The following is a 13,748-nucleotide window of genomic DNA, read 5'->3' as shown; positions in this document are numbered from 1 at the left end:
TTGTAGTTATTGATGAGGCTGAGAGTCAGTCGTCTCCGTCCCGACCTCCGAGGTCCATCTCTTCTTTCAATTCGGAGATATCGACTTTCATCGTCTTATTGGACTTGTTTTCGTCGTAGAATATAATTGGGACCTCGATGCTCTCTGGAAGATTGTCCTTGTAGGTAACTGGTTTTACTTGGACAGGTTGGTCTCCGAGGTATCCATCAATGCCTTTGCTTTCATCTTGAGCATCAGCTCTGTGGACTTCCAAACTGTACATCTCTCCCAGTTTCTTCAGGATTGCTTCTTGGATGTCAAAGCCTTCGTATGTCTTGAATAGGACTAAATCACGGAGATATTGCCGAGTCATCTCTTCATCAATCTGCTCGAACGCCTCCCGCATCCTCTCCACCATAGGATACGCCATCTTGGTTGCTTCCTCAAGCCGCTCATCGCCGTCGTACTCATCCTTGTAGTAATTCACCCAATCGTCAAATGTCCCTTCTGGGTGTTCTTGCCGGAACTCTTCCACGATATCGCTCATCTGCCCAACCACATGAGGTCGATTGGATTGAGAGAGATTGATTGCTGGGTTAAGGAGGTAAGTGGTGTACTTTGGTGTGTCAAACGGGAACTCCTCGACATCTTCAGCAACTAAGCGTTCCCGCTCATCTTCAGTCAATTTAAATTCGTCTTCGTCAGACACATTATTTCCCCTTGTGTCAAATGATAAAGCTTTAACGGAAGTATAAGAGTGGAAACTGTATCTGAGATTCAATCAGTAATCCGCTCTCGTAACCTGTCCATCGCATCCTCCGCTTCTTCAACTGTCCGACTCCCGGTGATGGTTAATTTACCAGTTCCATAGATGTTCATTGTCGGGTCGCAATCTGGTGGCCGGTAAATCAGTCCTGGAAACTGTTCTGGCTCATACTCTGTGTAATCTAAGCCCAATACCACAGCAAGGTCAGACAAATCCAATTCCTGATTTAAGTCGCCAACACACACGACATTCTCGATATTGAAGTCAATCCCCTCGGTCGAATCAATGACACCGTAATCTTCCAGAATTTCATAGAATGTATCTCTAGCTTCGTAACATCCCTCATATGAATCACCACCTCGTAGAATAAATTTGCCAGTTCGGAAGAGGATGAACAGCGGGCCATCTTCTTCGTATCTCAGTAGCAATCGGCTTACTGTATCATGATAGTCAACCAATGCCAAATCAACAGCATCTCTGACTGCTTCAAGGTCTACCTCTCGATGAATGTCGCCGCCTGCGGATATATTCACAATCTCCACCATCGGATAGTTCCAATATCATCAACTGCGTTCTTTAACCTACTCAATCCTGTTCATCAATCGGTTGAACTGCCTATCCGACAGTAATTGTTCAAGATGGGCTAAGTCCTCGACATCGTGTTTCGTGATTCCTCCAGTCCGTTCTCTGAGTTTATCCCAGTACTCTTCAGGGACATCATCTAACGGCGGCTCGTCATCCGCCTTGGATTCATCAGCCCGTTCCACAAGTTTCTCATCAACAGCATCCATCACCTCTTTTCCTCTGTCTCTGAATCCGCTGATAAACTCTCGACGGGTAGGGTTCGTTGTTTCCTCAGACGATTCACGGGCTTCTATATCGCTCTCATCTTCACCGCCAGAAATAATACGCTCATACAGTTCTGGTTCAATTTCTGGGGCTGGGAGGAGTGCTGGTGGTTCTGTATCTTCATTATCGTCTTCCTCTTCTTCCTCATCCTCTAAGTCGAATATCTCATACTCAACCTCATCAACTGGCTCCCATTCATCGTCCTCGATGTACTCTTCAAACGGAGTTCCATAGAGTTCGATTGGTTTGACATCCTCGTGAGGTTCGTCTTGGTCTTGATGGCTTGAACAGAGGTACTCATGTTCATCTCCGTAGTCAGACCGACAGACAGTACTACAACGCTCACCTTCCTTATTGGTTCCAAAGCACTTCGTCTCTCGCTCAGAACTCCAACTCCATTCACCCTCGTCGTTCAATGAATCGTACTCGAAGGTCGTCTTCGGAATCGCTCGGAGTGCCCGCTTGAGATGTTTGCCCTCGCCGTCCTCGTTATCCTCATAGACTCTCGCTGTCTTCTTGCCCTCTTTGATAATGAAGTCGCAGAGTTCTCGAACCCAGCCGTGGATGTCCTTGCTGGTGTGACCGATGATTATGATATTCCCTTCGTGTTTTCGGATGAGCGTTAGGAGTGGATAGAGTTGCTCGATGACTTCCTCGCCACCAATTCCGCTGGCGTGTTTGTTGGCTTCGTCAAAGACAAAGAGAAACGGGTGGTTGTGGTCTTGAAGCCACTGGTCGAGAGCATCTTGGTTAGGCGTGTAAACAAACCGCTCGTTAGATTTAGCAGCGGATTTGATGTTGGTAACGATTCGACCTTTTGGATGAACCAGTAGCCATACCTCGGCAATCAACAACGCAAAGTCTGTCTTCCCCGCTCCTTGCTCACCAATCAGGTATATCTGAAGAACTTCACGAGTTCGATTCTGGACATACTGAATGAACCACTTAACCAACTTGAAGTGCTTGAGTTTCGGGTCTTCAGCGTCGGCTCCGAAATATCTCATCAACGCCCATTTTTCTTTATCCACCGCTTCCGTGGCTGAGAGCGAGGTGTGTTTGGATATGACTCGTCGGAACTCTTCTGTTGCTTCATACGGAATCTCAAACCCGAGTTCTCCTTTCCATCGTTCCCACGACTCTTTTTTATCCGCCAGTACTCGCTGGAGACCTTCATCTCGGATTTTGACAATCCACTCATAGAGAAAACTCTCGTCGTCTTTTTCAGCTGAGGACTTAATCGTGGAGATGTCTCGGCCCATCCCTTTGCCTTCGGATTTAGCCATCCCCACGAGGAACAAGGCGAAGAAAATCCAAAAGTAATCGAGTAGTTCTATCATTGGTTATCACCAGAATCTACACGCTTACCCATCCGCTTGTTCGCCTGTTGTTTCTGATTCTCTCGTGGGTCGTAGTTGTCTACCGACTCGGACGCTTCATCCATTAACGATGCTTCGTTCCCTTCGAGGAGGTCTCCATTTCCACGGTCTCGCATTCTGCTTTTCAACCGTTCTCGGGTAGACCCCATGCCACCCATTACCTCTTCTTCCATGACCGCTGTTTGTCGGGCGTTTAGGTACTCAGCCTCCTGTCGGACATCCTCGACATAAAAGTCTCTCAGTATATTTAGTTGGTCGAAAACATAGGAGGCTGTATCCTGAATCCACGGAACCAGTCTCTGGTGCTTGCGGAGGTCTCGTGGTTTGATTTGGGCGACCTCACCAGACCAAGAGACCCAAGCAACATTATTCACAGGGTCGTACTTCTCAACTTCATATGCCTCTCGTGGACTCTCAGCGTTAATCGAGTAGAGCCAATCCTTGTCCACTTCAAACACTATTTGTTCGCCCGTGTCTGGGTCTTCTACCTCTCTCATCACCTTCATCTGAGCAAACCGTTGTGGGGAGAGCAACCAGAGCCAATTATCCCCGTTGGCTGGATTGATATCGTGAATCTCTACAAACCGTTTTCGAGCAATCCAGAATCCTAACGCACCAGCTGGAGCGGCGAAGATTAATTGACCGTACATCAAGTACACCGTCGACCCAGCGATGAGAGTAGACTCGATAGGACTCGCATCGACAAAATGGAGACCTCCAAGTACAAACAGGGAGAGACTCACAACTATCAATCCCCATCCTTTAATCCAACCAGAAGCAAACTCCAACGCTCTTTCTAACCGACCCTGTTCTGGCGAGAATTCCTTCCTTTCGTCAAAGATACCACGGGATGGAGCGTTGACTGGAATGGCCATCCGACTAACACGACTGTCCCATCCAATCACCGCAAAAAGCAGCAGGAATATATTGGCACCACCAACAAGGACGATGACAATCGGATGCCCAACATCAGGAGCATGATTAATCACCCGCCACTCCTCGGAGATAGTATACTGGGCTTGGCTGGTCGTACCACCAGCTTCAACCACCTCGTCAAACTCGTCCGTGCCAATCTCTGAAGAAACGGTAAGACTCCACTCCTGATTGATTCCAGATGGAGTTACCTCAACATGGATTTCCTCGGTTTCTCCCGGTCGGAGTCGTACAAACAGTTGCTCGTCTGTTCCACCAGGATTCACCACAACTCGTGCAACGCTATCGGTCGGATTCTGGAGTTCAAACTTAGCCAGTTCTGGTTCGTGGTCAAGTTCATTCAGACGAACTCCGTTCAGGAATACTCGGTCGGCTTCAATCAGGTCAGATTCATCTATGACCATCTCGTCTTCGTCAACTGGTTCTTCTATCTCTGATTCCTCAGCAGAGGCAACTCCAGACGCAAACACAGGCATCCCAATAGTCGAGACCAACAGGAGTGAAACGACCAGTAGAGAGAAGGCTCGGTTCATCTGAAACCACCCCGCCGTCTAAACACAGCGTACCCAGCAAGCAAGACAGCAATCCACGGGATAGCGATTAAGACCAAAATACCAAACCTAAACCAGCCTTCACCATCATCCTCCTCCTGCTCTGCATCCACGATGATGTACTCGTCCTCAGAATCAACGCTATACTCAAGCGTCTGGTCTATCGGTAACTCATAACTCACCGCTCCCGATGTGTAGACCACCTCGTCATCATCCAGTACAACAAAAATCAGATGCTCAAACTCAAAGTCAGCGGACTGCTTGACCTGTTCCCAAGTCGAATACAGTACAGAGACGTCTCCTCGGGAAGTATACAAATACTCATCCTCAGTAACAAACCCGTCATCATTTAAAGAAACAGCATAAACTTCCACATAGCGGTCTCCCGTAACATCTGTTGGTTCGATAGACTCAGGCTCCAGTTCCAAGATTTCAAATTCGATTACAGCATCTTGGTCATTAAAATCTGAATCAGAGGCATCAACAGACCCAGAGACTCCGAGCATCAATACCGACCCAAAAATAACCACAACTACAAGAGCCAGTAAAACTCGCAATCGGTGTTTCATTTCGAATCACCCTCGCCCTGAGAATCACCTCTAACCAAGTCATCCAGCCAATTTGGACTACTATCTCGTAGGCTCGCACGATACTTCTCTAACTTTTGTCTAATACCCGTCATACTGAATCACCGTCGTCTTAACGAGAAGTCGTACTGTCCACTGCCCAGCGTTACACTAACTACCCAGCCACACGCCTGATACCCAACATAAAACGCCACGATTCCCACCCCAATCAGCAATCCAAACGCAAGGACTCCCGAGATAGCCTCAATCGTTCCAATCAGAATCGAAACCACCGCCCCCAAGACCATCCATAAAATAATCGCAATTACGGCTAATCGAAGTAGAGACGGACGCCCGCCTGCCTGAGAAGTACTATTCATCCCAAATCGTTGTTTAATTCTATCCAACATGATAATACAAATAAATAATACAAACACAACCTTTTATAACTACTGGTTATACACACAAACACCCCTGAAACCAACCGAAAACATAGCGCCTGATTATATCGCCTTGTTAACAACCCGCATAGACTAAGACGCTATTCCAAGTCCTGAAAAGTAGTGTGTTGACAACAGGGAAAAGGAGACTTCAACCTATTCTAACCCTATACTACTACTTCTAATAGTATACTACTAACTTACTAATAATCTTATTAATTAATAACTTTTTTAATAAATTAATAATACTACTAATAACAAGATGGTACCCTGTTATTGGGATTGGTCTGAGACCTTGAGTTCACCACTCATCGGAAAGACCTTGCCCTTCTCTTTGAGTAGTTCAATCTCTGCCTTGACCTCATCTGCTTCGTATTTCTCGCTCAGGGCATCAGCAACGAGTTCTTCATTTGCATATGTGTTCTCGCCCTCATCGAGTTCTCGAATCTTACTGAGGACATCCTCACGCCGTTCAGCCTGTGATGTGGACTCTCCAGCGTAGAGCATTGTAACATCGAAGGTATCGTTGTCTCCGAATCGATTGATGTCGCTGAAGGACTTCCGTGTAATATTCCATGCTCGTTCGGCGTCTTGAATTTCGGCTTCTTCAGAGAGTCGGATGCGTGCGTATGTGAGTGCGATGGTCAGCAGAGACTCATACTGTCGAGTGTCGATTGAAACGCCCGCCTGTGCTTCCATGGAGTCTCGGAGTTCAGTCCACTTGCCCTTGAGGTATTCAGCCGCTTCCGAGGTTATCGTTGGCTGGTAGTTGTTCCGAGCGTAGTAGATGATTTTCCGCATCTCCTCGTTCGTGAATGGAGTCTCAAATCCAGACCCGTCTGTGGAGACCGCCATGAACTTCTGAGTCATCGCATCCGCCTTGAGTTCATCTGCCTCGTTGGAATCTAAGACGGTGAAGATGAGGTCGAACCGTGACAGTAGAGCAGGCGGGTAGTTGAGTTGTTCTCCAATTGGATTGTCCAAGTTGAATCGCTCGTTTTTCGGATTGCTTGCGATTGCGGTCGCTGGGTTTGCCTTCAGTTCCTTGCTGATAATCTTGTCAATCTTGACTGTCTGTCTTGCGAGTGGGTCGTAGAGCGAACGAACGGCTGAGTCTCCGAGTTTATCCAACTCGTCAATAAGGGCTACTCCATCGTTGGCCCTAACCATCGTACCTGCTTTGAGTGTCCAATCTTCACTCTCCAGTTTGCTCTGTCGCTCCAGACCAGCAGAGACGCCCGCCTTTGAAGCGTTGAGTCCAGAGGCGAACGCATGGTGTGGAGCAACCTTTCGGGCTTCTTCGAGGAGGTCGGACTTGCCAGTTGAAGGGTCTCCGATGTGAGCGGTGTGGATTGTGTCCCGAACTCCATCACTCACTCCGAGGTCTCCAGAGAACAAGGTGAGCAACATTCCTTCTCGTGCGGCTTTGATTTCTTCGCCTTCGAGGTGTGGAGCGTATGACTCAAGGAGTAACTCCAACATATCCTCTTCGTCAGCGGTTTCTTCAAACGACTCGATTTCATCTTCTTCGAGTTCAACACTTGCTTTCTCTTCCTCCTTCTCTGCGTGTAGAACTTCCAGAATTGGATATTCCCTCGAAGACTTGTCGTCGGATTGGGTCCGAACAATGACGGTGAGATGTACACGGTCGCCCGCATCGAATTGGTTGACATCCTCCCCGAAAAATCGGGCTTCCATCTCTTGCGGATTTAAACTTGCTTCTGGTAGGTCTTGCACGATAGCACTCTGACTGTCGGCATGTTGAATTGGTATTTGACCGAAATTGGAACGCCCGCAGTCATCGTTAGGACAGTGGTGTGGTTCGTCTATCTCGTCCGTCATGGGGTCCTGTACCATGCGAGTCTTGTGATTACAATACAGGCATTGAAAATCTGCCAGCATTAGTTGAGCGTATTGGCTTGAGAGTTCGGTGATGTCTACTGTGAGGTTTCGGGCAGTCTGGAAGTCTTCGGCTTTAACATCTCCAACAGTCCTCTTTGGGGCGTTTTTAACAGCAACAATATCAACTCCCCTCTCATCATCGATATCAAGGTCTGGGTGTTCTTCTACTGCACACTGGATATTATACATCGCCTTATCTGGCTCCTCTGCGACCATCTTTGACAACCCGTCGTCCTTTCCTTCTGCTTCTCGTATTTTTTCAATATCCAATGATAGAGTTCTCTGTTCGGCGTCAAATCCAAACAAGTCTGTTCCGTATTCGTTGATGAGGTCTATTGCATAGTGTATCGTTCTTGGGTCTCGTTGTGGTCTTTGTGTTCTCATTTGTCATCACCTGTGTTTAGTTCAAAGTCGTAGTCGTCTGTTGTCTCGGTAATCACCTCTGTGTCTGTTTGTGTGTCCTGTACTCCTGCTCGGTCTCGGACTTCCTCCAGTACTTTTTCAACAGCCAGTTCTCCCTGCCATTCGCACAGTGATACGGCTCGTTTGAACTTACTGGATTCAAGAACTCGTCCTCCGTTCGCCTTCAGCTCGGCAAGTTCATCGACTAACTTCTCGTAGGCTTCCTGCTCTTCTTCTTCTCGTTCAATCTCTGCCTGAATCTGTTCTCGCTCGGCGAGGAGTCCCTGTTTCCGCTTCTCAAGTTGCTCCTGTTCTGCTTCAATCTCAGCGATTTCTTCTTCAATTTGCTCGATGCGTTGCTCACCAGATGAGTTGGCTTGGAGGTAGTTTTCGAGGGCTTCCCGAACTGCTTCACTTCGATTTCCAGAGACAGTTTCAACCCTATCCATCAGGTCCTGAGGAGCTGAGATGGAGTAGACTTCTGTTTCACTCATCACCCCCACCAGTGGACGGTACCACTACTCGTTCCTGTTCGACGGTCGATACTTTTATAACCTTTGGTAATATAGTACTATATGCTTGACTTTTTCCTTTCATAGTTTATTCACCTTGGTTAGATTCCTCATCGTCTGTTTCTGGATAGTACGCAAATATAGTGCCGTGGGCGTTCTCGTAAATCTCAACGACAAAGCCCTCCCAGTCGTCCTCTCGGATTGCAGCTGGGACTGTGGTTTGTCTGCCGTTGTATTTGCGGGTGTACTCTACCTCGTCTACATCATCAACCTCAGAGTAATCGTATGTGTGATACAAGAGGACTGTATTGCCCTCAAGGTCTGAGCCTTCGTATATGTAGAACTCCTCTATCTCTTCTTCTGATGGTTGCGTTGGAACGGCAACCTGTCCTGTACCATGCGTCAGTTTCACGAAATAATTTCGTCGTGGCTTTTGATATGACATTGCGTCTATGTATTCAATACCCACCCTTATAAATCTTTTGTAGTGAGTACAAAGAGGTACCAAAGTAAGGATGAGTCAGACTATGCGATACTGAGGATTATAATGTAGGTAATGCTGCACCAACTGACGGGCTTGCTCATGGGAGTCTACTCTGTTACGGTCTAATTTTCCAACTTCTCCTGACTCCGATACCGTATAGACATACAGTATCGACTCAGAATCGTATAATCGGTACTCAAAGCAGAGTTCATCCAGTCGCAGGAAATACCTCGTCCCCTCTGGAATTGACTCCGCATTCCAGTCGTCGTAGAACGGAGTAGATACCTCCCGATATTCCTGCCTGATTTCCCACATCGCATCCACACTCGATTCCACGAGACTGCCTGCGAGTTTCAATGGATGAACATCAAGGTCTTCTTTGTCATACTCCCGTTCCGCCTCTGGACTCTGATAATCCACCGTATGATACCGATACACGACTTGCCAGTCATCCCCAGTATAGATTGAGTCTCCATCCTCATATTCATAATTAACATTACTTACATACGCATGGAGTAAACGAGACGCCTGTCCAAACGAAAACGCCTGATACCTGATTGAGTCCACAACAACATCCAGATGTTGCTGGCCTTCCCTGTGGTTGTAGACCTTCATATGACCGCCAGACTCCGCTGAATAGACGATTATCTCAGAGTCCACTCTCAAGCGTTCATAATCCCCGATTCGTTGAGGGAACAATCGCTCCAAGTTGTCCTCAAGCGTCTGTTGTTCACTTGCTACTGTCTCGATGAAGGGTAGTCCGATACCGATGCCAGCCGCCGATTGTAGGTATTGCCTTCGTTTCATTTTTACAGGTCAACCTCGTGTGTCTCCATTACTTCGCCGTCGACATCCCAGAGGACGAATATCACTGTGTCTTCGTCGGGCGGATAATCAATAGATTGCCTGGGCAAACGAGCGTCCATTGAGTTGAATTCATAGAGGTTCCTGTCCTCGGTTACAACGCCATATCCACCGACTTCGGTTCGCTTGTCGGTGTCAGATACGAACCGAATGTGAAGTTGCTCAGTTACTTCTCCTTGACTGATTGACTCAACATACTCGGAGTCTGGTGTCTCGTATAGTTCGACCACAAAGTAGCCAAAACCCAGAACCAGCAGTACCAACAGAAGAATCTGAGACCCCCGTAGAATCATCTACCGAACACCCCCGCATACCAAATTGGCAGCGTCATCAATCCCAGATAGATGCCGATTAATACCGTACTCGCTCCAGTCCACATCAAGTAAATCACGGACGAAGCGAGCAGAAAATAGAAGACTGACCAGATGAATCCAAGTAGCGAGTAAAAAAAGTAGAACACGGCCAACCAGATAGCAACGGCAGGATAGACGAGAAGGTCATATCCAAACATTCTCTCACCGGTTTCCCCCGAAAATCTGGGCGAACAAGTCCTCCTCCTCAATAACCTCGTATTCCCCGGCTAAGTGATGTCTCATCAGGGACTCCATCTCGGGGCTGAGGTATTCCATCATCTCTTCAACGGACTCCTCGTTGCTCTCGGCTTCTACCTCAAGGTCGCAAGCCTGGATTCTCAGTCTGTTTGGCTTCACCGTCTTCGGCTTCGGCTTTTGAGTATCGTTGCCACTCTCGGAATCCTCGTTATCATCGACCATCTAAACCCACCTGATAGTTGGTTCTGAGTGGTTATTAAACTGTAGCTCAGACAACAGGAAAGTTCAACACACTGAGCTACGGTTTGAAGTATCTCGCCCGCACATATCTTAGTGAATCGCAGGACGCTGTGGAGGAGCAACCACGCAGTAGTTCGACTCGCCCGATTCGGACTGGTGAATAAGGGCCTAACCCCGGCGCTGTACAACGATTCCAGACCACCACTAAAAAGATGGGCTCGGGCGGATTCGAACCACCGACCTCAGCCTTGTAAAGGCCGCGTCATAACCAGCTAGACCACGAGCCCTCACCTGCCCTCACCCACCGCGAGCGAAAAAGGGTTTCTTTCCGCGCCGCCAACGGACCGCGTGAACCGCCGTCACGCAACGCTCCTCGCGCTCGCCATCGGCCTCCTCCTCGTGCTCGCGGTCGCCTCGAACCCCGGACTGCTTATCACGGGCTACGACACCACGACCGTCGAGGCCGTCGACGGCGAGACCGACGAACCGCTCGCGACCGCCGACGTGCGCATCGCCGACACCCAGCCGAAGCGGTACGTGGGACTCTCGGACACCGACGACCTCGGTCCCGACGAGGGGATGCTCTTCGTCCACGACGAGCCCGGCGAGTACGGCTACGTCATGCGCGACATGGCCTTCGCCATCGACATCATCTTCATCGACGCCGACGGCACGGTGACGGCGATCTACGAGGCCGAACCCGAATCCAGGCCGCTCACGGTGTATGAGGGTCAGGGACAGTACGTCCTTGAGGTTCCGATGGGCTGGAGCGAGGCCAACGACGTCACCGAAGGCGACCGGATCGAGTTCGATCTTCCCTAAATGTGGCCGCCATCCCGGCCGAACGAATCGCTTCCGGCCGACGAAACCCTTTCGTCGCTCCCGGGTTTTCCCCCGAGTATGAGCGGACTCCTCCACCGCGTCGGCTGGAACCTCCGCCGACGCTGGCGGCGCGTCTTCGCGCTCCTCGTGATCGGTGCCGGCGTCCTCGCGCCCTTCCTCACCGGCCTCTGGTGGACCCTTCCGCTCGTCTGGTTCCTCGGACTCTTCATTCTCCTCCCGTTGGCCCACACGCTCGCGAAACCGATACCCGAGGGCGACGACGACCGCCACCGGAGCCGGACGGGCGACACCGCCCTCGATGCCCTCCGGGAGCGATACGCCCGCGGCGAGATCGACGAGGAGACCTTCGAGCGCAAGCTGGATCGGCTCCTCGAAACCGAGGACGCCACCCCCGTCGAGCGTGAGGGCACCGTCACCGATCAGGTCCGCGAGAACGTCCGTCGCGAGGTCGAGCGGATCCGGGAGTGATCCGGTTGGCGACCGCGACGGCGCCGAGCATCTCGGGCCCCACGTCGTGGGACGTTTCCCCGGACCGACCGATTCTTGAGCGCGGAGCGCGGAGCGGTGGGTAATGGACGGACCGCTCTGGATAGACACACACGCGCCCGAACTCGGCGAGATCCGGCAGTCCGCGGCCCGCGATCGACTTTCGCGGGCGGTCGAAGAGCCGATGAACCTCGTCGTGCAGGGTCCGGCGGGTGTCGGCAAGACCGCCGCGACGCGGGCGCTTGCCCGGGCCGCACACGACGATCCGGACGCCGACCTGATCGAGATCAACGTCGCCGACTTCTTCGACCGGAGCAAAAAGGAGATCCGAACCGACCCCCGATTCGAGGGGTTCCTGCAGGGTCAGACCGCGTTCTCGAAGCAGTACCGACGCGGCACGGACAAGCGCAACCAGTACAAACGCGACCTCTCGAAGGCCGACATGGTCGCACATATTTTGAAAGAGTACGCCGCCTATGCGCCCGCAAGCGGCACGTACAAGACGCTCGTGTTGGACAACGCCGAGGCGATCCGCGAGGACTTCCAGCAGACGCTCCGGCGCGTGATGGAGCAACACCACCGGACGACCCAGTTCGTCTTCACCACCCGCCAGCCCTCGAAGCTCATCGCGCCGATCCGCTCGCGGTGCTTCCCGGTCCAACTCCGGGCGCCGACGACCGACGAGACGATAGACGTGTTGGAGACGATCTGTGACCGCGAGGACGTGCCGTACGAGGCCGACGGGCTGGAGTTCGTCGCCAGCGCGGCCGGCGGCGACCTGCGTCGGGCGATCCTCTCCGCGCAGGCGACGGCGACCGAGGCCGAGGAGATCACGATGACCGCGGCCTACGAGACGCTCGGCGAGATCGGCGACGATGACGAGATCCGTGAGGCGTTGGCGGCCGCCCGTGAGGGCGATTTAAAAGGGGCGAGGAAGACGCTCGACGACCTCCTCTCGGCGGGCTATGACGGGCCGGACCTCCTCGCGGAGACGCTTCGGGTCGCCCGTGCCGGCGCGGCGTACAGCGGCGAGGACCTCGCCCGCCTCCATGCGCTCGCGGGCGAGGCCGATATGGACCTCTCGGTCGGCTTGGACGACCGGATCCACCTCACCCACCTCCTCGCGGCGTGGGCGGCCGGCCGAACCGAACTCAAACCGCCGTTTCACGATCCCGTGGAGGCCTGATCATGGGACGCAATCCGCCCCTCGCGCGCGTCCTCCCGTTCCCGGTCGTCGACGAGGCGTGGCGGCTCGCACTCGTCACGGGGCTCGCGGCGGCCGTCCTCCTTCCGCTCGTCCCGCCGATCGGCGCCGCGCTCGTCGCGCTCACGCTCGGGATCCTCTGGTTTCATCGCGACCCGGACCGAGTCCCGCCGGATACGGGGGTCGTCTCCCCGGCCGATGGCACGGTCTCGGTCATCCGAAGGGAGGGCGAGCGGCTCCGCGTCGGCGTCTTCATGAACGTGACCGACGTGCACGTCAACCGTGCGCCGCTGCCGGGGACGGTCCGGGAGGTCCGGCACCGACCCGGCGCGAACCGACCGGCCTTCTCGAAGGAGTCCGAGCGCAACGAGCAGGTCGCCATCGACTGCGACGAGTACGAACTGCTGATCATCGCCGGGTGGTTCGCCCGCCGGATCCACCCCGCCGTCGAGGCCGGCGACGTTCTCGATCGAGGCGAACGCGTGGGACACGTCTCGTTCGGGTCGCGTGCGGACGTGGTATTACCATCGGACGTCGATCGCTCGGATCTGCTCGTCGAGGAGGGTGACTCGGTCCGGGCGGGTGAGACGATCATCGCGGAACGTCGCGACTGAGTGTCTTCACGGAACGTCGCGGCTGTGTCCTTACGGATCGTTTCGCCCGAGTCCCCGTCAGTCGATCGAAGCCCTGACGCGGGGAGTAGAATTATGGAAGTTGCAAGGCTAAAACCCCGCCCTTCAGGGCGGGGATACAGCCGACAACGCCTCCACTAACCACACTCGATGGCACTGCTGGATATT

15 protein-coding genes and 1 tRNA gene are annotated in these 13,748 nt (G+C 52.2%); 4 read left to right on the top strand and 12 right to left on the bottom strand.

Going from position 1 to position 13,748, the window contains the following annotated elements:
- Positions 1–25: 25 nt before the first annotated feature.
- The 12 genes from CHB65_RS10245 to CHB65_RS10180 form a co-directional block, all read right to left on the bottom strand.
- Positions 26–688, bottom strand: coding sequence for an MjaI family restriction endonuclease (locus CHB65_RS10245; RefSeq protein WP_089384977.1), 663 nt, complete (start codon positions 686–688; stop codon positions 26–28).
- A gap of 68 nt (positions 689–756) precedes the next feature.
- Entirely contained in the window at positions 757–1,290 is a 534-nt protein-coding gene (locus tag CHB65_RS10240) for a TATA-box-binding protein (RefSeq protein ID WP_089384976.1), read from the bottom strand.
- Positions 1,291–1,326: 36 nt separating this feature from the next.
- Positions 1,327–2,931, bottom strand: coding sequence for an ATP-binding protein (locus tag CHB65_RS10235; protein ID WP_089384975.1), 1,605 nt, complete (start codon positions 2,929–2,931; stop codon positions 1,327–1,329).
- A complete protein-coding gene (locus tag CHB65_RS16920) occupies positions 2,928–4,436 on the bottom strand; it encodes a hypothetical protein (RefSeq protein ID WP_143420399.1) in 1,509 nt (502 codons plus the stop codon). Before CHB65_RS16920 ends, CHB65_RS10235 begins: the two co-directional genes overlap by 4 nt.
- The gene (locus CHB65_RS10220; protein ID WP_179213640.1) at positions 4,433–5,023 is read right to left on the bottom strand and encodes a hypothetical protein; all 591 of its coding nucleotides are present in this window, start codon (positions 5,021–5,023) and stop codon (positions 4,433–4,435) included. The genes CHB65_RS16920 and CHB65_RS10220 overlap by 4 nt, the downstream gene beginning before the upstream one ends.
- A gap of 710 nt (positions 5,024–5,733) precedes the next feature.
- Complete coding sequence (locus CHB65_RS10215) at positions 5,734–7,746, bottom strand: minichromosome maintenance protein MCM (RefSeq protein WP_089384971.1); 2,013 nt, start codon at positions 7,744–7,746, stop codon at positions 5,734–5,736.
- On the bottom strand, positions 7,743–8,258 hold the full coding sequence (locus tag CHB65_RS10210) for a hypothetical protein (protein ID WP_143420398.1): 516 nt from the start codon (positions 8,256–8,258) through the stop codon (positions 7,743–7,745). Before CHB65_RS10210 ends, CHB65_RS10215 begins: the two co-directional genes overlap by 4 nt.
- A gap of 106 nt (positions 8,259–8,364) precedes the next feature.
- The gene (locus tag CHB65_RS10205) at positions 8,365–8,721 is read right to left on the bottom strand and encodes a hypothetical protein (protein ID WP_089384969.1); all 357 of its coding nucleotides are present in this window, start codon (positions 8,719–8,721) and stop codon (positions 8,365–8,367) included.
- A 75-nt stretch (positions 8,722–8,796) separates the two neighbouring features.
- The gene (locus CHB65_RS10200; RefSeq protein ID WP_089384968.1) at positions 8,797–9,567 is read right to left on the bottom strand and encodes a hypothetical protein; all 771 of its coding nucleotides are present in this window, start codon (positions 9,565–9,567) and stop codon (positions 8,797–8,799) included.
- A 2-nt stretch (positions 9,568–9,569) separates the two neighbouring features.
- Entirely contained in the window at positions 9,570–9,887 is a 318-nt protein-coding gene (locus CHB65_RS10195; RefSeq protein ID WP_143420397.1) for a hypothetical protein, read from the bottom strand.
- A gap of 252 nt (positions 9,888–10,139) precedes the next feature.
- Positions 10,140–10,397: a hypothetical protein gene (locus CHB65_RS10185; RefSeq protein ID WP_089384965.1), complete on the bottom strand. Its 258-nt coding sequence runs from the start codon at positions 10,395–10,397 to the stop codon at positions 10,140–10,142.
- Positions 10,398–10,628: 231 nt separating this feature from the next.
- Positions 10,629–10,702, bottom strand: a tRNA-Val gene (locus CHB65_RS10180).
- Between the two features lie 61 nt (positions 10,703–10,763).
- On the opposite strand from CHB65_RS10180, the gene CHB65_RS10175 reads away from it, so the two are divergent.
- From CHB65_RS10175 to CHB65_RS10160, 4 genes are all read left to right on the top strand, one after another.
- Entirely contained in the window at positions 10,764–11,237 is a 474-nt protein-coding gene (locus CHB65_RS10175; protein ID WP_089384964.1) for a DUF192 domain-containing protein, read from the top strand.
- Between the two features lie 78 nt (positions 11,238–11,315).
- On the top strand, positions 11,316–11,726 hold the full coding sequence (locus CHB65_RS10170; RefSeq protein ID WP_089384963.1) for an SHOCT domain-containing protein: 411 nt from the start codon (positions 11,316–11,318) through the stop codon (positions 11,724–11,726).
- A gap of 103 nt (positions 11,727–11,829) precedes the next feature.
- A complete protein-coding gene (locus tag CHB65_RS10165; protein WP_089384962.1) occupies positions 11,830–12,930 on the top strand; it encodes an AAA family ATPase in 1,101 nt (366 codons plus the stop codon).
- Positions 12,931–12,932: 2 nt separating this feature from the next.
- The gene (locus CHB65_RS10160) at positions 12,933–13,562 is read left to right on the top strand and encodes a protein sorting system archaetidylserine decarboxylase (protein ID WP_089384961.1); all 630 of its coding nucleotides are present in this window, start codon (positions 12,933–12,935) and stop codon (positions 13,560–13,562) included.
- Positions 13,563–13,748: the final 186 nt, after the last annotated feature.

This window comes from Halorubrum vacuolatum (assembly GCF_900188065.1).
In the GTDB taxonomy this organism is placed as follows: domain Archaea; phylum Halobacteriota; class Halobacteria; order Halobacteriales; family Haloferacaceae; genus Halorubrum; species Halorubrum vacuolatum.
This window is presented reverse-complemented; position numbering and strand designations above follow the sequence as displayed.

Bases quoted from the DNA above. Each gene is read 5' to 3' on its own strand.
- CHB65_RS10235 (WP_089384975.1), bottom strand. From the start codon at position 2,931: ATGATAGAACTACTCGATTACTTTTGGATTTTCTTCGCCTTGTTCCTC.
- CHB65_RS10200 (WP_089384968.1), bottom strand. From the start codon at position 9,567: ATGAAACGAAGGCAATACCTACAATCGGCGGCTGGCATCGGTATCGGA.
- CHB65_RS10170 (WP_089384963.1), top strand. From the start codon at position 11,316: ATGAGCGGACTCCTCCACCGCGTCGGCTGGAACCTCCGCCGACGCTGG.
- CHB65_RS10160 (WP_089384961.1), top strand. From the start codon at position 12,933: ATGGGACGCAATCCGCCCCTCGCGCGCGTCCTCCCGTTCCCGGTCGTC.
- CHB65_RS10215 (WP_089384971.1), bottom strand. From the start codon at position 7,746: ATGAGAACACAAAGACCACAACGAGACCCAAGAACGATACACTATGCA.
- CHB65_RS10240 (WP_089384976.1), bottom strand. From the start codon at position 1,290: ATGGTGGAGATTGTGAATATATCCGCAGGCGGCGACATTCATCGAGAG.
- CHB65_RS10205 (WP_089384969.1), bottom strand. From the start codon at position 8,721: ATGTCATATCAAAAGCCACGACGAAATTATTTCGTGAAACTGACGCAT.
- CHB65_RS10165 (WP_089384962.1), top strand. From the start codon at position 11,830: ATGGACGGACCGCTCTGGATAGACACACACGCGCCCGAACTCGGCGAG.
- CHB65_RS10185 (WP_089384965.1), bottom strand. From the start codon at position 10,397: ATGGTCGATGATAACGAGGATTCCGAGAGTGGCAACGATACTCAAAAG.
- CHB65_RS10210 (WP_143420398.1), bottom strand. From the start codon at position 8,258: ATGAGTGAAACAGAAGTCTACTCCATCTCAGCTCCTCAGGACCTGATG.
- CHB65_RS16920 (WP_143420399.1), bottom strand. From the start codon at position 4,436: ATGAACCGAGCCTTCTCTCTACTGGTCGTTTCACTCCTGTTGGTCTCG.
- CHB65_RS10220 (WP_179213640.1), bottom strand. From the start codon at position 5,023: ATGAAACACCGATTGCGAGTTTTACTGGCTCTTGTAGTTGTGGTTATT.